The 17,488-nt window shown below is 65.6% G+C and carries 18 protein-coding genes; 11 read left to right on the top strand and 7 right to left on the bottom strand.

Going from position 1 to position 17,488, the window contains the following annotated elements:
- Positions 1–36 precede the first annotated feature (36 nt).
- Positions 37–1,518 (top strand): glutamate-cysteine ligase family protein, encoded by a 1,482-nt coding sequence (locus tag AC2W7L_RS06640; protein ID WP_486003803.1) that lies wholly within the window; start codon positions 37–39, stop codon positions 1,516–1,518.
- Positions 1,519–1,748: 230 nt separating this feature from the next.
- On the opposite strand, the gene AC2W7L_RS06645 is transcribed toward AC2W7L_RS06640, so the two are convergent.
- Positions 1,749–2,054, bottom strand: a complete 306-nt coding sequence (locus AC2W7L_RS06645; RefSeq protein ID WP_486003804.1) for a cupin domain-containing protein — start codon at positions 2,052–2,054, stop codon at positions 1,749–1,751.
- Between the two features lie 129 nt (positions 2,055–2,183).
- Between AC2W7L_RS06645 and AC2W7L_RS06650 the strand changes: the two genes are divergently transcribed.
- From AC2W7L_RS06650 to AC2W7L_RS06665, 4 genes are read left to right on the top strand one after another with little or no spacing between them, the layout of a single operon-like run.
- Positions 2,184–2,756: a peroxidase-related enzyme gene (locus AC2W7L_RS06650; RefSeq protein WP_486003805.1), complete on the top strand. Its 573-nt coding sequence runs from the start codon at positions 2,184–2,186 to the stop codon at positions 2,754–2,756.
- Positions 2,757–2,760: 4 nt separating this feature from the next.
- Positions 2,761–3,999 carry a pyridoxal phosphate-dependent aminotransferase gene (locus AC2W7L_RS06655; protein WP_486003806.1) on the top strand — a complete coding sequence of 413 codons (1,239 nt, stop codon included), beginning with the start codon at positions 2,761–2,763 and terminating at the stop codon, positions 3,997–3,999.
- A 40-nt stretch (positions 4,000–4,039) separates the two neighbouring features.
- Complete coding sequence (locus AC2W7L_RS06660) at positions 4,040–4,657, top strand: hypothetical protein (protein ID WP_486003807.1); 618 nt, start codon at positions 4,040–4,042, stop codon at positions 4,655–4,657.
- Positions 4,567–4,974: an EamA family transporter gene (locus AC2W7L_RS06665; protein WP_486003808.1), complete on the top strand. Its 408-nt coding sequence runs from the start codon at positions 4,567–4,569 to the stop codon at positions 4,972–4,974. Before AC2W7L_RS06660 ends, AC2W7L_RS06665 begins: the two co-directional genes overlap by 91 nt.
- A 16-nt stretch (positions 4,975–4,990) precedes the next feature.
- Here the strand turns inward: AC2W7L_RS06665 and AC2W7L_RS06670 are convergent, their stop codons facing one another.
- The 3 genes from AC2W7L_RS06670 to AC2W7L_RS06680 all read right to left on the bottom strand — a co-directional run bounded on the left by AC2W7L_RS06670 (position 4,991) and on the right by AC2W7L_RS06680 (position 7,004).
- Positions 4,991–5,350, bottom strand: a complete 360-nt coding sequence (locus AC2W7L_RS06670; protein ID WP_486003809.1) for an ArsR/SmtB family transcription factor — start codon at positions 5,348–5,350, stop codon at positions 4,991–4,993.
- 77 nt (positions 5,351–5,427) lie between these two features.
- Complete coding sequence (locus AC2W7L_RS06675; RefSeq protein ID WP_486003810.1) at positions 5,428–6,015, bottom strand: peptidoglycan-binding protein; 588 nt, start codon at positions 6,013–6,015, stop codon at positions 5,428–5,430.
- A gap of 305 nt (positions 6,016–6,320) precedes the next feature.
- Complete coding sequence (locus tag AC2W7L_RS06680; RefSeq protein ID WP_486003811.1) at positions 6,321–7,004, bottom strand: GyrI-like domain-containing protein; 684 nt, start codon at positions 7,002–7,004, stop codon at positions 6,321–6,323.
- Positions 7,005–7,102: 98 nt separating this feature from the next.
- On the opposite strand from AC2W7L_RS06680, the gene AC2W7L_RS06685 reads away from it, so the two are divergent.
- From AC2W7L_RS06685 to AC2W7L_RS06700, 4 genes are all read left to right on the top strand, one after another.
- Positions 7,103–7,852: a HEAT repeat domain-containing protein gene (locus AC2W7L_RS06685; protein ID WP_486003812.1), complete on the top strand. Its 750-nt coding sequence runs from the start codon at positions 7,103–7,105 to the stop codon at positions 7,850–7,852.
- A 193-nt stretch (positions 7,853–8,045) separates the two neighbouring features.
- Positions 8,046–9,167, top strand: a complete 1,122-nt coding sequence (locus tag AC2W7L_RS06690) for a MerR family transcriptional regulator (RefSeq protein ID WP_486003813.1) — start codon at positions 8,046–8,048, stop codon at positions 9,165–9,167.
- Positions 9,168–9,238: 71 nt separating this feature from the next.
- Positions 9,239–10,708 carry an LssY C-terminal domain-containing protein gene (locus AC2W7L_RS06695; RefSeq protein ID WP_486003814.1) on the top strand — a complete coding sequence of 490 codons (1,470 nt, stop codon included), beginning with the start codon at positions 9,239–9,241 and terminating at the stop codon, positions 10,706–10,708.
- A 148-nt stretch (positions 10,709–10,856) separates the two neighbouring features.
- Positions 10,857–11,342, top strand: coding sequence for an SRPBCC family protein (locus AC2W7L_RS06700; protein WP_486003815.1), 486 nt, complete (start codon positions 10,857–10,859; stop codon positions 11,340–11,342).
- Between the two features lie 73 nt (positions 11,343–11,415).
- Here AC2W7L_RS06700 and AC2W7L_RS06705 read toward each other — a convergent pair whose 3' ends face one another.
- Positions 11,416–11,985 carry a MarR family winged helix-turn-helix transcriptional regulator gene (locus AC2W7L_RS06705; protein ID WP_486003816.1) on the bottom strand — a complete coding sequence of 190 codons (570 nt, stop codon included), beginning with the start codon at positions 11,983–11,985 and terminating at the stop codon, positions 11,416–11,418.
- An 85-nt stretch (positions 11,986–12,070) separates the two neighbouring features.
- Between AC2W7L_RS06705 and AC2W7L_RS06710 the strand changes: the two genes are divergently transcribed.
- Positions 12,071–12,994 carry a hypothetical protein gene (locus AC2W7L_RS06710; protein ID WP_486003817.1) on the top strand — a complete coding sequence of 308 codons (924 nt, stop codon included), beginning with the start codon at positions 12,071–12,073 and terminating at the stop codon, positions 12,992–12,994.
- Between the two features lie 75 nt (positions 12,995–13,069).
- Here the strand turns inward: AC2W7L_RS06710 and AC2W7L_RS06715 are convergent, their stop codons facing one another.
- Positions 13,070–14,998, bottom strand: coding sequence for an acetate--CoA ligase (locus AC2W7L_RS06715; protein WP_486003818.1), 1,929 nt, complete (start codon positions 14,996–14,998; stop codon positions 13,070–13,072).
- Positions 14,999–15,122: 124 nt separating this feature from the next.
- Between AC2W7L_RS06715 and AC2W7L_RS06720 the strand changes: the two genes are divergently transcribed.
- On the top strand, positions 15,123–16,421 hold the full coding sequence (locus tag AC2W7L_RS06720; RefSeq protein ID WP_486003819.1) for a hypothetical protein: 1,299 nt from the start codon (positions 15,123–15,125) through the stop codon (positions 16,419–16,421).
- Between the two features lie 92 nt (positions 16,422–16,513).
- Here the strand turns inward: AC2W7L_RS06720 and AC2W7L_RS06725 are convergent, their stop codons facing one another.
- Entirely contained in the window at positions 16,514–17,479 is a 966-nt protein-coding gene (locus AC2W7L_RS06725) for an NAD-dependent epimerase/dehydratase family protein (RefSeq protein WP_486003820.1), read from the bottom strand.
- Positions 17,480–17,488 lie beyond the last annotated feature (9 nt).

The raw sequence follows: 17,488 nt of genomic DNA on the forward strand, positions 1-17,488 counted from the left end.
GCGCACAAACCCAGCCGTCTGTGGTTTGCTAGTCCTATGGGTGAGGCAGTCAGCTCGAAGCGGTACACGCCAGAGGAACGCACACTGTATCGGGAGAAGCTCGCGGAGAACCTCGAGCTCTTCGATACCTACCTTCGTCATGCGGATTTCAAATCGGCGGGGACGATCGGGCTCGAACTCGAGCTCAACCTCGTCGGCGAGGGCAACCAGCCGAGCCTGCGCAACAAGGAGGTGCTCGCTCGACTCGATGACGAGTACCAATCGGAGATCGGCGCCTTCAACCTCGAACTCAATCATCCGGTGCTCCAGGTGGCCGGGCGCGGGCTGAAGACCCTCGAGGCCGGTGTCGCCCACCGCTTGGAGGAAGCGCAGAAGGCCGCCGAGGAGGACGGACTCAAGGCGGTGTCGATCGGCACCCTGCCGACCCTGACCACCGAGTTCCTCACCGACGAGAAGTGGATGACCGAGGAGAACCGGTACGAGGCGCTGAGCAACTCGGTCATCGACGCCCGCGGCGAGTACGTCCGCATCGAACTCGGCCGTGAAGAGCGGTACAAGGCGGAGTTCTCCGATATCGCTCCGGAGTCCTCCTGCACGTCGATGCAGCTGCACCTGCAGGTGGCGCCGAACCGATTCGCCGACGCCTGGAACGCCTCGCAGGCGATCGCCGGGGCGCAGGTGGCGATGGCAGCGAACTCACCGCTGTTCGTCGGCCGCAAGCTGTGGCACGAATCCCGGATCCCGATCTTCGCGCAGTCCATCGACACCCGCACACCCGAACTGGTCAACCAGGGTGTGCGTCCCCGCGTGTGGTTCGGCGAACGGTGGATCACCAGCGTCTTCGACCTCTTCGAGGAGAACGTCCGCTACTTCCCGCCGCTGCTGCCCGAGATCAAGGACTTCGTCGAATTCCGTGCCGCCGACGCCCCGAAGCTCTTCGAGCTCAATCTGCACAACGGCACCGTATGGCGCTGGAACCGCCCCATCTACAACTCCGGTGACGGCGGCGCCCACATCCGCGTCGAGAACCGGCTGCTGCCGGCCGGACCGACCCCGGTCGACATGGTCGCCGATGCGGCCTTCTACTACGGCCTGGCCGAATTCCTCGTCGGTGAGAACCGTCCCGTGTGGTCGCGGATGTCCTTCTCCGAGGCGGAGGAGAACTTCATCGCCTGCGCCAAGGACGGAATCGAGGCCCGAGTGACGTGGCCGAAGATCGGCCGCATCGGCGTGGCCGACCTCGTCACCGATGTGCTCGCACCTCAGGCCCGGCGCGGACTGTCACGGCTGAACATCGACAAGGACGTCATCGACGAATACATGTCGATCATCGAAGGCCGTGCCGAAAACCGCGTCAACGGCGCGACCTGGCAGCTCAAGGCCCTCGAGAGCCTCGCCCCCGACAGCCGACAAGACTCACCCGAACGCGCCGAGGGCATCAGGGCGATGATGGACGCCTACCTGGCGAACCAGGCGACCGGGAAGCCCGTTCACACCTGGGAGATCCCCACTTCCTGAGGGTGCGGCTGAGGCCAGATGCGTCTCGGGGTGGAGTGACTCCTAGAGGTGGGTTCGCACCGGTCGGGGGCGAATACCCGGCGTTAGGTGGGCGAAATGGTCACGGAATTCAGCGGTGGGCGTGACCACTTCGCCCACCTAAGCGAGCGCTGTACGTGTCGCTTGTGCGCAACCGCAGCCGTGGCGACCGGTGTCACCCACTCGATCGAAGCGTGGCAGCGGCCGGAGGTTCAGAGGCGTTCGACCTCGACGAAGACGACGTCGGCGCTGCCTCCGGGATTCGAGACCTCGTGCTCGGACCCTGCCGGACGCGTGTAGGAGACTCCTGCCTCGAGTTCGGCGCGGATCTCGGTGCCGTCCGAATTGCGCACGAGCATCGTGTCCGTGACCATCGGCACGACGACGTATTCGTACTCGTGCTTGTGCATCGGGATGACGCCGTCGGGACGGATCGTCCACTTCGTCACCCGGAACATTCCGTTGTCGAGCTGGACCTCGCCGGTCGAACCGGTGTCTGCTGCATTGTCTGCGGTCATGGTGATCTCCTTCGATGCGCGAACGGCCCCAGTGGAATCGAGCCGAAGCCGGGACGGACCTGATGCCCTCACCGTATCGCCCTGAACGGGCTCGACCCGAACCGATCCACCCGGGCTAGCATGAGGGATATGCGATACCCACTTGCTGACATCGACAACGTCGACGATGACATCCGCGCCCAGATCCTCGAGGTCGCCGAGAAGTCGGGCTTCGTGCCCAACGTCTTCCTCGCCCTGGCCCGCCGACCGGACGAATTCCGCGCGTTCTTCGCCTACTACGACGCGCTCATGGAGAAGGAGACGGGGAATCTGACCAAGGCGGATCGGGAGATGATCGTCGTGGCCACCTCGGCGATCAATCAGTGTCTCTACTGCGTCGTCGCGCACGGGGCGATGCTGCGGATCTTCGCGAAGGACGCCCTCATCGCCGACGTCGTCGCCGTGAACTACCGTCAGGCCGATATCAGCCCACGTCAGATGGCCATGCTCGACTTCGCGGTCAAGGTCTGCGAGGAACCGTGGGCCGTGGGCGAAGCCGACCATGCGACACTCGCCGAGCACGGATTCGACGACGAGGACGCCTGGGACATCGCCGCGATCACGGGCTTCTTCGGCCTGTCCAACCGCATGGCCCACATCTCCGGAATGGTCCCGAATCCGGAGTTCTACACCCTCGGCCGCCTCCCGCGTGAGAAGAAGTGAACCGATGACCTCATCCACCCCCGCCGAGGCGGTCCCCACCACGTCCGCCCCCGCCGTTTCCGGTCCGGCCGCCTCCGCCCGCTCGGGACTCGTCAAACCCTTCGCGGCGATGGGCATCGTCGCCACCGTCGGGCAGATGCAGCGCGCAGGCCGCGACACCATCGCGATGTGCCTGGGCGAACCGACCCAGGGCGCGCCCAGCCCCGTGCTCACCCGCGCCGCCGAGGTCACTCGCGACGGCACGGGACTCGGGTACTCGCCGATCTTCGGCATCCCCGAACTGCGGGAGGCCATCGCCTCCCACTACCGCGATTGGTACGGACTCGACATCGCACCCGACCGCATCGCCGTGACCACCGGATCCTCGGGCGCGTTCCAGACGACGTTCCTCACCTGCTTCGACGTCGGCGACCGGGTAGCCCTGGCCCGGCCCGGATACGGTGCATACAAGAACATCCTGGCCGCCTTGGGCTGCGACGTCGTCGAACTCGACTGCGGTGCCGACGAAGGGTTCCAGCCCACCGTCGACCTCTTGGCCGCAGCCCATGCCGAGGCCCCGCTCAAGGGACTCATGCTCGCGTCGCCCGCGAACCCGACGGGCACGATGATCGGCCCCGAGGCGCTCGGCGAACTCGTCGACTGGTGCCGGGAGAACGGGGTGCAGGTGATCTCCGACGAGATCTACCACGGCATCAGCTACATCGGCACCCGCGGAGAGTGCGCGCTCGCCCACGACGACAACGCGATCGTCATCTCCTCGTTCTCCAAATACTGGGGCATGACCGGATGGCGGCTCGGCTGGGCGATCCTGCCCGAAGCACTCGTCGCCCCGGCTCAGAACGTCACCGGCAACCTCTCCCTGTGTGCCCCGGTTCCCGCGCAGTACGCGGCGGTTGCGGCCTTCGCCGACGAGTCCTATGCCGAATGCGAAGCCGCTGTGGCCTCCTTCGCCGGCGCCCGCGAGCATGTGCTGAGTGCCGCTGACGACCTCGGCTTCGGCGAGATGGCCCCACCCGACGGTGCCTTCTACATGTACGCCCGCGTCGACGACATCCTCGACCGCGCAGGGCTCGACACCGCCGGTCAGTGGTGTGCGCAGGTGCTCGAAGCCACCGGCGTCGCGCTCGCTCCCGGAGACGACTTCGACTCCGTCGACGGCTCCCGTTCGGTCCGCCTGTCGTTGGCCGTCGGAGCGGACCGGACGGCCGAGGCCATCGACCGCATCCTCGACTTTATGGGATGAGTCCTCAGGTTCGAGAGATGAGCCCCGCCGAGGCGGCCCGATGAGCTCACCTCAGACGCGGGCTGGAAGGCCGCCTCCCGCGCCGAAGGCCTTGCCGGTGTTCGGCGTCATCACGGCCGCCGTCCTGCTGGGATCGGCCGGGCTGTTCGTCATCCTCGCCGAGGCGACCGCCCCCACCGCTGCCTTCCTCCGGTGTTGGATCGCCGTGGTCGTGCTCGCTCCGCTGGCAGTGCTCGAGCTGCGGCGGCACGGACGGTTCCCGCCGAAGGCGATCATCATCGCAGCGGTCTCCGGGGCGGCGCTCGGCATCGACTATGTGCTCTGGGCCCAGAGCGTGCTCGACGCCGGTCTGGGGGTGTCCACGGTCCTCATCAGCGTCCAGGTCATCGTGTTCCCGGCCCTGGTGTGGATCTTCGGAGGCAGCCGGCCCGGGTGGCTGTTCATCGGCTGCGTGCCGATCATGATCATCGGCATGCTGCTGACCGGGGGAGTGTCGGCGCCGATGAGACGGCGGCGAATCCGACGCGGGGAGCGATCTTCGGGGTCCTGTCCGGTGTGCTCTACGGCGTGTACATCTTCGGCATCCACCACAGCCGCAAGGTCGCCGGAGACTTCGTCGTCGCCCCGGTCCAAGTGGGCACGATCGCGGCCGCTGTGATGACCGCGGTGGCCGGGCTGACCCTCGGCGGGCTCGACTTCGACCTCGGCTGGTCCGGTTGGGGCTGGATGATCGCCCTGGCCGTATGCGGTCAGGCACTGTCGTGGGTGCTGCTGAGCATCTCCAGTCCGCTGGTGCCGGTGCCGATGACCGCGGCGCTCATGCTGCTCCAACCGTTGTCAGCGGTGGTGCTCGGATCGCTCATCGCCGGGGAACGGCTGCAGGCGGGACAGTGGGTCGGCGCCGTCCTCGTGGCCCTCATCGTGTGGGTCGTCGGCGGGGGACCGGAGGCCCTGAAACGTCGCCGACGACGCTAGCGCATAACCGCCGGACTCAGTGTTCGTGTGCCTCGATCGTGTGGGCGATGGCGTCGACGATGATGTGGGCGACGTGGTCGTCCTTGAGCGAATAGTAGGCTTCTCGGCCGATGCGGTTGACTCCGACGAGGTGGAGTCCGCGGAGGAACTTCAAATGCTGGGACACCAGCGGCTGGGACAGTCCTGTCGCTTCGACGATGTGCGTGACCGTGGCCTCGCCGTGGGTGAGGACGAGCAGCATCTTCAGCCGGGAGGGTGTGGCGAGTGCCTTGAAGAGGTCGGCGGTTTCGGCGATGGCTTCGCGATGGTCCTCGGGGTTGAGCAGGAGCTGCTCGACCTCGTCATTGACGGGAACGGATTCGGGAACGGAAGCCATGAGTGCAGATTACCGGACAACCGGCGTGGCCATGCGAAATCGGACACCGTGAGGCGTCCGCGTCTGCTGGGACGTCGTCAGTCGAGGGCTTCGACGTCAGCTTGCGAGCCGAGGAGGTCGTCGGCCAAGGACTCCCACTGCCCGTAGGCGTCGGGAAGTGCCGACCGCTGCACGGACTGCGCCGCTTCGGTCGGTGTCATCGAATCCCAGCCCTCGATCTGATTGAGTCCTGGGTTCTCGACTGCGGGATTGATCCCATAGAACGCCTTGGCGGCGTAGATGGGATCCGTGAGCTGATGGGGTTCGCCCCAACCTTGGGAGGGGCGCTGCTGGAACAGGCCGACCGAATCACGGTCGCCGGAATCCAGATTGCGCAGCGAGGACTCCTGCAGAGCCGTCATGAGGGCGATGCGGATCGCCTGGTCGTCGAAGTTGCCGCCGCGGCCGACGCCGATGATGAGCCGAGCATTCTCGATCTGCTGCTCGCTGAGTTGACTGACCGAAGCCATCTGCATCTGCCTGATCTTCGTGGAACCGAAAGAGACGGGGGAATTGAGGATGATGACGGCGCCCACGACCAGTGCCATCACTGCCGCCCCGAGCCCGATGAGGGCACCAGTGAGCACGGACCGGCGGCCCTTGCGAGATGATGTCAGACGAGGCATGAATATAACGATAATGCAACAAACTTAAGGACTCATGAGACCACGCCGAGGTTTTTGTCACAGGAAGGTCACGGCGCGGTGGAGCGAGCGGCGCCCATTAGGCTTGAGCCATGGTGAGAATCGTTCGGCGCAATAACCGCCCACCTCTGATGACCTGCCTTATCGTGGTCTTCTCCTTCGTCGCTGTCGGCATCCTGACCGTTGCCGGCATCCTCGTCGCCGTAATCTTCCTTTCCGCAGAGTCGCCGTCGACTGGTTCATCACCGACCTCGGACTCCTCATCGGTTGGGTCTTCATCGTCCGATTCAGGTGGGGGCTCCGGTGTGAGGACCACCGCCCCGGTCAGCGGAGGCTGGTCGAGCGGCGGCTGAGCCCTGTGGCGCTACCGGCTGACGGAGGATCGTGCGCAACCTCTCCGGCGCAGTCCGGCGAACATCGCTGAGATAGATCTCGTGGTGCTTGCCCGTCATCGTCATCCCTGCATCGGGAATGATCTCGGCGTGCATGTGCTGAAGGACCGGCCCTTCGTCGTCGAAAGGCCCGATATGCAGGGTCTGGACGCACGTTCCCTCCCGCAGCGTCTCGAACCGGATCTCGCCGAGGCGGGGCGCCGATCCCTTCGCCCGGACCGTATCGACCACGCCGCCTGCATGTTCGGCGTCCAACCAATCCGGGACGAGCAGCATAAGCGTGAAGTCCCATGCGGATTTGTCCCGGGCACTCGTAAATGACTCCATGTCGTCGGCCCACCACAGTCCTTCCAGCGGCGGCACCACATAGTCGCGACCGAGTTCGAGCTTGCTGAAGAATTTCAGCCCATAGGCCAGCGGATAGAGACTGGTCACTGCCGATGCGAAATCGGGAGAAGTGTTCGGATCACCGTGACCGTCGATCATGAGGTACTGCGCTTCCGGCATCTCGATGACATCGAATCGTCCCTGCTTCGCGCGGAAGCTCGGCAGCGATTTCTTGAAATCGACCTTGTCCATGCGCGGCTCCATTCCGGGGACGGTGATGAAAAGAGTCTAGTCCTCTTGACCTTGACACGATGTCAAGGTCTTCACTGGGTGACAAGGAGGTGGAGACCATGACACATCCACTCAACGACCACCAGTCTCGGGAACCGGAACTCCTGACCGGGACTGACCGTCGGGCCGATACCGGCGACCACCGGAACGTCACCGGCGACCGACTGATCGACGCACTGAGCGCACCGCATCCGCAGCATCGCCTGCAGGCGGCGATGGCGATCGGCACACGGGCGGAGCCCGGTGACCTCGACGTGCTCATGACCCGGTGCCGCGTCGAACCGGACTTCTTCGTCCGTGACATGCTCACCTGGACGCTCACTCGGCTGCCCGCCGATGACACTCTTCCCCGCCTCATCGCCGAACTCGACTCTCCGCTGCCGCAGGCGATCAGCCAATCCCTGCACACGCTGTCGAAGGTCGGTGACGTCCGGGCCTGGTCGGCCATGGACCCGGCTCGGATCGGCATGGTCCTCATCGCTCATCCCGACACCGAGGTGGCCCGCAGTGCGTGGAGAGCCGCCGTTGCCCTGGTGCCCGGAGAGAATCGTGAAGAACTGGCATCATCCCTGGTGACACAGTTGGGCCGCGGGGAAATCGAGATGCAGAAGAGCCTCAGCCGAGCAATCGTGGCCCTCGGTGAGGATCTCGTGTCAGTGGTCGATGAGAAGCTTCACGCAGAGGACGACACAGTGCGGGTTCACGCCATGGCGACTCGGGACATGTTCGATGACCCGGACGCCGGCTTCGCTCACGCCTTGGACGCAGCCAAGCGGGTGGTCGCACTGGGATCCGAGACCACGGTCTAGATCGGCGCAGGGAAGGTCCGATCGTGCGTGTGCCGGCGGGTGGGGCAAGCCCGCCGACACACGGCCGGGGTCTCGGATCCCTTCCTCCGAGCGGGCAAGCGACCGATTCCGGGTTCCGAAGAATTCCGGGACGATGCTTCCGATGAGCGGCGGCTGCGGCATAGGGTGAAAGGCAGCAGAGGAGAGGTGGCACATGCTCATCGGCGAGGTAGCTCGGCGTTCCGGTGTGAGCGCACGTATGCTGCGCCATTACGAATCACTCGGGCTCGTGGCACCCAGTCAGCGGACGCCGGGCGGATACCGTGAATACTCCGATGCCGATATCGGTCGCATCTTCCATATCGAGGGTCTGCGCAAGCTCGGCATGTCTCTGACCGAAGTCGGTCGGGTGCTGTCCGAGCCTGACTTCGACCCCGGCAGCGTGCTCGGGGATCTCATCGCCCAAACGCGTGGGCGGATCGCGGCGCAGCGGCGTCTGCTCGACCACCTGGAGGCCGTCGCTCGGCTCGGCCGGACCGATGGCGGATCGCTCCTGTACACCATCGATCTCATGCGTTCCCTCGAATCGCGTGACGTCATTCAAAGGCACAAGGCCGCACTCGGCAGCGGAGTCGACGGAGGAATGCCGATCGAGACCCTGGCGCAGGCGGTCCTGCAGGAGACCGTGCTCAACGCGGCGGGGGCCATGCGATGGGCGCTCGCCCAAGCCGGCGCCGAAGCCGTGCCCCATGTGGTGAAGGGAATGGACGACGAATCCGCTCAGGTACGCCGCAACGCGCTGCTCGCCCTCGACGAGATCCGCAGAACCACACCGGATGAGAAGCTCAGCTCGCACTCGACGTCGATGATCCGGCACGCGCTGGAGGTCGGGCTCGACGACGTCGACTCCGACATTCGCAGCATCGCCGCGCTCGCCCTCGGAAAAGCAGGTGATGCGAAGGCTGTGCCCGTGCTGCTCGACCTGGCGATGAACGGGCCGAAGGACATCGAGGCGGCGGAGACCCTCGGCACCATCGTTGAGGCGGCCGGACCGAATGCCGACATAAGCGAAGGGATCCTGTCCGAACTGCACAGACGTGCTGAATCGAGCGAGACGACGACGCGGTTCCGAGTGCTCCAAGTCCTCCTCGAGATCTCCGGCGACGACAGTGATGACCTCATCGCCGAACTCAGCGATGACGACAGTCCGGAACTCGCGGCCACTGCCCGCGCCGCCCTCGAACGCCGTCGACGCGAACGTGAACGGATGCGGACCGGCCGCCTCGGCGAAGGGAGCAGTTGGCCCGTAGAAGGAGAGCCAGACCGACTCCATTGAGGCCACCTCGGTGAGGGGAAGGCGGGAATCGGCATTCCGGGCGCATCGGGCGGTTGGCTAAACTGGCGCCCATGGCAACGGGAGGGACGACAGGTGGAACGGATGCGGCCGGCGCGGCGGTCGGGCAGAAGCGGCGGCTGAGGCAGCCGTTCATCTTTCGGCGACACCACTTCACGCCCACCGGGGTGCTCGACTACCTGTTCTTCCTCTTCGCCGGTGCGGCCTCGACCTGGCTGGCGCTGCTGATCCTGCTCAAAGGATTCAGCCTCGGCTGGTGGCAGGTGCTGACGCTGCTCGTGTTCTGGGGAGTCGTGTCCTACCTGGCTCTGCCCAGACTGCATCGCATCCTGTCCCAGATCTATGTGCCGAACTACTTCATCGGCCGTACCCGCACCTCCGACGGTCTGCTCGGCGATCCGGTCAACCTCGCCTGGCGCGGTGAGGAAGCGCAGATCCACCATGCGATGCGGGAAGCGGGGTGGATCCTCGCCGACAGCATCACTCCCGCATCGACGTGGGAGATCATCCGCTCGACGGTGACGAAGCGCAGCTACCCGCAGGCCCCGGTGTCCCCGCTGCTGCTGTTCGGCAGACGTCAGGACTTCGCCTACCAGCAGGAAGTCGACGGCGATCCGGGGCAGCGTCACCACGTGCGGTTCTGGAAGTGCCCCAGCGGATGGCTGCTGCCCGGCGGACACCAAGCCGATTGGCTGGCCGCTGGTACCTACGACAAAGCCGTCGGCATCTCCCTGTTCACCCTCCAGTTCACCCACAAGATCGAAGAGAACACCGACGTCGAACGCGACCATATCGTCGACACCGTCACGGGAGTCAACGACGCGATCTCGGTCGATCGGATCAAGGACTTCTCCACGGGATACCACTCCCGCAACGGCGGCGGCGATTCGATCATCACCGATGGGCACCTGCCGATCGTCGACGTCTCCGAGGTGGTCGCCGACGAAGCCGACCATCCGGAACGTTTGGAGCTGGCCCTCGACGCCACCAGCATCTACTCCGAATCTCGCAGCGTGTCCGAAGTGACGAAGACGCTGTGGCGGCAGCGCCCTCTGCAGACCGTCGTCGGCGCCGCCCTCGTGCTCATCCTGCTGCTCTTCCAGGCATGGGATGTGATCAGCATGCTCCTCGACTGGAACGGGCTGCGGTCCGAAGTCGTCGACTACAGCTCGGACATCGCGGCGGTCAGCGACGACACTGCCACGCGCATCGTCGCGGGAGTGCTTGTCGGCGTCAGTCTCCTCATCGGGTGTCTGCAGGTCATCGCCTCGACATCGGTATTCCGGGGCAGCAACCGGGCCAGACTGTGGATCCTCACTCTCTCGACGATCTCTGTGATCGTGTCGATGACGAACTACTTCACCGGAGACCGCGACCTGGCGACGAACATGTACGCGCTGACGACGATCGCAATGCAGGTGGCGGTGCTGCTGGCGCTGTCGAGCGATTCCTCCCGGATGTTCACCCGGTTCAGCACGGCGGCCCTGCGCGCCGAGCGTCAGGACCGTGCGCTCGAGGACTGAGGCTGGAGACTCGCGGAACCGAAGGCCACGTTGGCGGGGCCGTCGGCCGGAGGACTGCGATGGCGGGCGCATGTATTCTGACCGTGTCCGATCCACTCCGCAGTTCGGCTCGACGTCGAGACCGGACCACACACGAAGGCAGGACTCCATGACCGACCAGACCCCCGATGCATCCGTCTTCGACTCGATCGACCCGGTGCTCAAGGTCGTCACCGCCGAGATCGAGATTGCGGCCCCCGCCGAGGCGGTCTTCGACCTCATCGCCGATCCGCGGCGACAGCCCGAATGGGACGGAAACGACAACCTCGGTTCGGCCGTCGACGGTCAGCGGGTGCGTGGGACAGGCGGTTCCTTCTTCACGACCCTGACCAAGGGAGTGGACCGCGAGAACCATATCGTCGACTTCGCCGAGGGCAGGCTCATCGCCTGGAAGCCCTCCGAGGTCGGGGGAGAGCCGTTCGGGCAGAAGTGGGTGTGGGAGATCGAACCGACAGGGGATGGATCGGTCCTGGTGCGTCACACCTATGACTGGACCGAGCTGCGCGATCCGAAGCGCCTGTCTAAGGCGCAGTCGACGACGGCGGCGAATCTGCTCGCGTCACTCAAGCGACTCAAACAGCTCGCTGAGAGCTGAGGACAGATTTCAGGCAGGCCGTGTTCTGACAGGAGCGGTCAGCGGCCGCCTGACCAGAGTGGTGCCGAAGCGCTCACTTCGGCCAGGCATCCGCCAAACGTGTGAGCAGCGAGGCCAGCTGTGCGCGCTCCTCCTCGGTGAATGCGCTCAGCGCCTGATCGACATTCTCACGCTGAGCGCCGCGGAACCTGTTGGTGATCGCGCGGCCCTTGTCCGTCAGCGCGATGAGGGTCCGCCGGGCATCATCCGGGTCGGCCTCGCGACGCAGGAAGCCGAGCTCGACACCTTGGGACACAAGTCGGGACGCACGCGGCTGATCGACGCCGATTGCATCGCCGAGCGCGCTGACTCCCAGTGCCGTGCCCGCCTGGACGAGGGAGACGAGCAGGCGGATGAGCGCACGCCCGCGGCCGTGTGCGGCGAACGGTCCGCCGGGATGACGCTTGCCGCCGAAGGGGAAGTCGTCCGAGTGCCGACCGCCTCCGAATCCTCCGCGCTCACCGAAGCCCCCGCGTTCGGCGGGTCCGCCGTGCTCACCGAACCCGCCGAAGGGTCCGAATCCGCGCGGACCGCCGGGCCCACGCCGCCATTGCAGGCGGGTGAGCGCCTCGGCGATCGTCTGAATGTCATCGTTCGTGCTCATGATTCGATTTTACATGCTACTTGACATGCAATCGAATTGCATGTCATTCTGCATGTACATGTCAGATGACAACTAAGGAGATGACATGACTGATCACAAAGACTTCAACGATGACAACGACGACTTCACCACCCCGACCGCAGGCGCAGCAGGCGCAGAAGGCAGCGAGGACTCACTGAACTCAGACGAGAACACCGCCACGGGCGACGCCTCACGCTCTGGTGACGGTCGCGACCAGGCCGGCGAGGCAGACGCGGTCGACGCGGACAATGCCGCGACCGCTGGCGATGAACCTTTGAGCGACGCCGGTTCCGATGACGACAAGCAAGGTGACACCGACGCCGATCTGCCGCAGCTGCTGCGCGAATTCAGCCACGTGCTGCGCCGCGAATTCCGTTCGGTCGCGGCGGACTCCGGATTCGACCCTCGCGACTTCGGGCGCATGCGGCGCGGACGTCGTCGCTGGGACTCCGATGAAGTGGTCGCCGACGGTGCCGCTTACCCCGAAGGGCCGGTGACCTACGGTCCGCCGCGCGGGCGGGGCGGTTGGGGTCCGTCGAAGAACATCGATCCCGAAGAGCTGCGCCAGCGCTTCCGCGATATGCGCGACGGAGTCGGCGACCACATCGAAGAGGTGCTCACCTCCGAAGAGTTCGAGAACCTCAAGGCCTCCCTGTCGAAGATCGTCGAGAACCTCGGCCCCGACCGCTGCGGAGACGACTCAGACCGCCACGACGGACCGCACGATCACAAACGCTTCCATAATCACGACGATCACCGAGGCGGCCCTGACCGCCACGAGGCGCACGGGCATGGCGATCGTGACCGCCGTGGGGGAGGCCGCGGACGCCGCGGGTTCGGCCCGAACTTCGGTCCTGGCTTCGGACCGGGCCGACGAGGATTCGACCCCTTCGGCTGGGCCGATGAGCGTCGCAGCCGCGAACAGGAGGTCCAAGAGGCCTTCGAGCGCGGATTCGCCGCGGGCTTCGAACAGGGGCGCAACTCGTAACGTAACCGCCTCGATCCGGTGCGAACCTCCGAGGTTCGCACCGGATCGCGTCTGCGTGCTGAAGGCTCCGGCTTCTCAGCTGCGGGAGAGCACCGCCCCGAGGTCATCGAGCACGCTGCGATCCTCGATCGTTGAGGGCACTGCCGGATCGTCGACGCCATCGGCGATCTGCCGCATCGTCTTGCGCAGGATCTTGCCCGACCGGGTCTTCGGCAGACCTGCGACGATGTCGACGCATTTGAATGCGGCGACCGGCCCGATCTCCTTGCGGACGAGCGCCACGAGTTCGTCGATGACGGTATCCGGATCGGCCGCCTCGGCGGAATCCCCGAGCACGACCAGCGCACGTGGGATCTGCCCCTTCACATCATCGTGGACCCCGATGACAGCGGCCTCGGCCACGGCCGGGTGGGAAGCGACGACCGCCTCGATGATGCCGGTGGACAGGCGGTGGCCGGCGACGTTGATGACGTCGTCGGTGCGACCCATGACGAAGACGTACCCATCCTCATCGAGATAGCCGGAGTCACCGGTGAGGTAATAGCCGTCGAAGGCGGCGAGGTAGGAGGAGATGAACCGCTCGTCGTCGCCCCACACCGTGGCCATGGTGCCCGGAGGCAGCGGCAGCCGGATGACGATGAGTCCTTCCTCCCCTGCCGGAACGGGCTGGCCGCCGGGGTCGACGACCTCGACGTGGAAGCCGGGAGTCGGCTTCGTCGAGGATCCCGCTTTGAGTGGGAACCGGGTCAGTCCCAGCGGATTCGCCGTGATCGGCCAGCCGGTCTCCGTCTGCCACCAATTGTCGACGACGGGGACGTCGCGTCCGGTCGCCTCGGCGAGGATCTTCGTCGTCCACTCATAGGTGTCGGGATCGAGGCGCTCGCCGGCGAGGAATTCCGCACGCAGACTCGACAGATCGTACTTCTTCATCAGCTCGCCGTTCGGGTCCTCCTTGCGCACCACGCGCATGGCGGTCGGGGCGGTGAAGTGGACGTTGACCTTGTGCTGCTCGATGGCGCGGAAGAAGGCTCCGGCATCGGGTGTGCCCACGGGTTTGCCCTCATAGAGCACCGAGGTGACGCCGGCCAGCAGGGGTGCGTAGATGATGTACGTGTGTCCGACGACCCACCCGACATCGGAGGCGGTGAAGATCGTGTCGCCCGGGTGGAGGCCGAAGACAGTCGGCATCGAGAAGGCTCCGGCCACCGCATATCCGCCGGAGTCGCGGACGATTCCCTTCGGTTTGCCGGTGGTACCCGAGGTGTAGAGGACGTAGAGCTCGTCGGTGGCCTTCACGGTCACCGGGTCGATGCCCTCGGGTGTCTGGTCGAGCAGTTCGGCGTAGTCGAGGTCGTTCTCGCCGAGTTCGCAGCGATGTTCGTCGCGTTGGACGATGACGGTGAAGTCAGGTTTGTTCTCAGCGATCTCGATGGCCTCATCGAGCATCGGCTTGTATTCGAGGGCTCGGCTCTTCTCGACTCCACAGGAAGTGGAGATGACGGCCTTCGGGGCGGTGTCGTCGATGCGCACGGCGAGCTCGTTCGGAGCGAAGCCGCCGAAGACGACCGAGTGGATCGCGCCGAGGCGGGCGCACGCGAGCATGGCCACGGCTGCCTCGGGGATCATCGGCATGTAGATGACGACGCGATCGCCCTTGGTCACCCCTCTGTCCGCCAGAGCCCGAGCGAAGCGGGAGACCTCGTCGAGAAGCTCGGCGTAGGTGATCGAACGGACGGTGTCTGTGACCGGCGAATCGTAGATGATGGCGGCCTGGTCGCCGCGGCCGTTCGCGACATGCCGGTCGAGCGCGTTGTAGCAGACGTTGAGCTCGCCGTCGGGGAACCAGCGATAGATCGGCGCATTCGAATCGTCGACGGCCTTCGTCGGTTCGGTGACCCAGTCGATGTGGTTCTTGGCCTGCTCGAGCCAGAAGCCCTCTGGGTCCTCGGCGATGCGTGTTGCTACTTCGTCGTAGCTGGGTGCGGAGTTCTCGGTGGTGTTCATGATCCTATTGTGACGCATGGCACAGTGATGTGAAGAGGTGGGGTGCACATCCTCGGGGAGTGCCATCGGCACGAAAGTCGACCCATTTCCCTGCACTCGGACCAGGAGAGGGCACAATGGGGTTATGAGATTCCTGGTTGCACTGATCCTCGGCCTGGCGGTCATGTTCGGTCTGAACGCCATCTTCGACTTCTTTGCGATGGCGCGACCGTGGGGTTCGATCCTCATGGGCGTCATCGTCGGACTGACCATGCTCGTCGTCCTGCTCATCTGGGAGGCCGTGCGCCCGACCCAGCCGAAGGGCGAATCGGCGAAGGCCAAGGCCAAGGCGCAGAAGAGCGAAGACGACCGAGCGAAGGCCCGTGCCGAACGACGTGCCCGACTCGCCGCCGAGGCGGGAGTGAGCCTCGAAGGCATCGACGGTGCCCTGCCGGGATCGACCGCACAGACCGATGAGACGAGCTCCTCCGACTCCGCCGATTCCTCTGATGAGGCGACACCCACCGAGGCGGCCCCCGACGGGGAGCAGGCCGCCGAGGCGGTCCCTGATGGGGAGTCGGTCGCACACAGTTCGGCTGTGACCGAGGGCGAGAAAGCCACCGATGGCGAGACAGCCGAAGCAACTCCCGGTTCGACCGCCGAAGGGAAAACTTCCGAGGGCGCAGCCGCTGCGGCGACCGAAGGTGCAGCCGAGCCGAACTCGGAGACGGACTCGTCCTTGGAATCTGACGGAACCGCAGGCGACGCTGCTTCGCAGGAAGAGACACAGTCCGAAGACGCGGTGACATCCGAAGCAGTGGCACCGAACGAAGCACCGAAGTCTGACGAGGACGGGACCGACGCCTCTGCGTCGGCGAAGCCCGATCTGCTGGTGAAGCCCGCCACCTCCGCAGAACCAGCGAAGTCGGCCGCACCCGCAGAACCTGCCGGTGCAGAGACTGCCGAGGGTGAATCGTCTCAAGCCGATGAGAAACCGGCCTCGCAGGCAGGGGATTCGTCCGAGCTGCCGCCGCCTCCGCCGATGCCGCCGTCGTTCCCCGCTCAGCCCACCGGTGCCGCGCAGGCTGGTGCTGCCGACGCGAAGAGCGAGAACAACTCCGCGGCTCCGTCGCTGAATCAGGGCGGTGTCAGCGACAGCGGGTCCGATCCGGCTTCCGACCCGGATCTCGAAGGGCCGGCCGATGACCCGGCGACGCTCGACCCGGAGGAATACGACGAATCCGCCAGCGGATCCTCGCTCGAGGCACCTCCGACCGGCGAGCCCGGAATGTCGGCCGACGCGCTCTCCGGCAAGTTGCCGGACGACGCTGATGAGTCCGCAGACACGGCCGCCGAAGAGTTTGCCGACGACGACGCCGATGATGCTGAGGTTCCTGAACGCAAGGGTCCCTCAGCCGAGGAAAACAACCAGTACCGGCTCTGAGCCGCAGTTGACTTAAGCCGCAGCTGGCCTGAGCCGCTGCTGGCCCGCGTCGCTGCCGGAGCTGAACAGTCGAACTCTGCTGGCGAACCCGCTCAGGCGTAGTGTGCGGCGAGGATCCGCATACCCTCTTCGATGCTGACGCGGGGAGTCCAGCCGAGAACTTCCTGCGTCCGTCGCTGATCGAACCAATGCGCGGTCGACAGCTGTTCGGCGAGGAACCTGGTCAACGGCGGTTCGTCGTCGTGCTCTCCGAGTTCCCACACCTTCTCGACCACGGTTCCGGCCGCCAGCGCCGGCGACACCGGAATGCGCAGCTTCGGCTCCGACGCACCGCCGGCGATCGCGATGCGTGACATCAGCTCGCCGATGGGTCGCGGCTGACTGTTCGTCACCACCAGCGCCTCACCATGAGTGGAATCGACCGCGGTCACCGCTGCGACGATCGCCTCGACGGCATTGTCGACGAAGAGCGTGTCGACCAGCGCCGCGCCCGATCCGAGCACCGGCATCCGCCCCGCACGGGCGCGATCGATGACCCGCTCCGTGAGCTGAGTGTCTCCCGGTCCCCACATGAGGTGGGGACGCAGGACGAGCACTCGGAAGTCAGGCGAGTCGGCGCCCAGGGCGATCCGCTCACCGGCGCCCTTCGTCCGCGCATACTCACCGCGAGCGAACTCCGGAGACGCGGGTTCGGCGCCGTCGCCGATGATCGACTCACCGCTATGGGCCACCGACGGCGATGAGATATGGACCAGGCGCTGTACGCCGGCGGCCCGAGCCGCATCGACGAGAGTGCGGGTGCCGCCGATGTTCACGGCCTCGAATTCCTTGGGGTCACCCATCATGGACACCTTCGCGGCCAAGTGCACGACCGCCTCGGCGCCGGTGACCGCCTTCTCAACGGCAGCCGCATCGGTCACCGACTCCACCACATCGGTGGCGCCGTCGACCCCAGAGGGGCGACGCTGCAGGGTCGTGACCTCGTGACCAGCGGTGACGAGCTCACGAGCGACGGACGAACCGAGCAGTCCGGAGGCTCCGGTGACGGTGATTCTCACTTCAACTCC

The sequence above is a fragment of the Brevibacterium sp. LAARM3_SD1 genome, assembly GCF_057364765.1.

Bases quoted from the DNA above. Each gene is read 5' to 3' on its own strand.
- AC2W7L_RS06640 (WP_486003803.1), top strand. From the start codon at position 37: ATGGGTGAGGCAGTCAGCTCGAAGCGGTACACGCCAGAGGAACGCACA.
- AC2W7L_RS06700 (WP_486003815.1), top strand. From the start codon at position 10,857: ATGACCGACCAGACCCCCGATGCATCCGTCTTCGACTCGATCGACCCG.
- AC2W7L_RS06660 (WP_486003807.1), top strand. From the start codon at position 4,040: ATGAGCTCACCTCAGACGCGGGCTGGAAGGCCGCCTCCCGCGCCGAAG.
- AC2W7L_RS06715 (WP_486003818.1), bottom strand. From the start codon at position 14,998: ATGAACACCACCGAGAACTCCGCACCCAGCTACGACGAAGTAGCAACA.
- AC2W7L_RS06680 (WP_486003811.1), bottom strand. From the start codon at position 7,004: ATGGACAAGGTCGATTTCAAGAAATCGCTGCCGAGCTTCCGCGCGAAG.
- AC2W7L_RS06695 (WP_486003814.1), top strand. From the start codon at position 9,239: ATGGCAACGGGAGGGACGACAGGTGGAACGGATGCGGCCGGCGCGGCG.
- AC2W7L_RS06675 (WP_486003810.1), bottom strand. From the start codon at position 6,015: ATGCCTCGTCTGACATCATCTCGCAAGGGCCGCCGGTCCGTGCTCACT.
- AC2W7L_RS06690 (WP_486003813.1), top strand. From the start codon at position 8,046: ATGCTCATCGGCGAGGTAGCTCGGCGTTCCGGTGTGAGCGCACGTATG.
- AC2W7L_RS06670 (WP_486003809.1), bottom strand. From the start codon at position 5,350: ATGGCTTCCGTTCCCGAATCCGTTCCCGTCAATGACGAGGTCGAGCAG.
- AC2W7L_RS06645 (WP_486003804.1), bottom strand. From the start codon at position 2,054: ATGACCGCAGACAATGCAGCAGACACCGGTTCGACCGGCGAGGTCCAG.
- AC2W7L_RS06720 (WP_486003819.1), top strand. From the start codon at position 15,123: ATGAGATTCCTGGTTGCACTGATCCTCGGCCTGGCGGTCATGTTCGGT.
- AC2W7L_RS06655 (WP_486003806.1), top strand. From the start codon at position 2,761: ATGACCTCATCCACCCCCGCCGAGGCGGTCCCCACCACGTCCGCCCCC.
- AC2W7L_RS06710 (WP_486003817.1), top strand. From the start codon at position 12,071: ATGACTGATCACAAAGACTTCAACGATGACAACGACGACTTCACCACC.
- AC2W7L_RS06650 (WP_486003805.1), top strand. From the start codon at position 2,184: ATGCGATACCCACTTGCTGACATCGACAACGTCGACGATGACATCCGC.
- AC2W7L_RS06685 (WP_486003812.1), top strand. From the start codon at position 7,103: ATGACACATCCACTCAACGACCACCAGTCTCGGGAACCGGAACTCCTG.
- AC2W7L_RS06705 (WP_486003816.1), bottom strand. From the start codon at position 11,985: ATGAGCACGAACGATGACATTCAGACGATCGCCGAGGCGCTCACCCGC.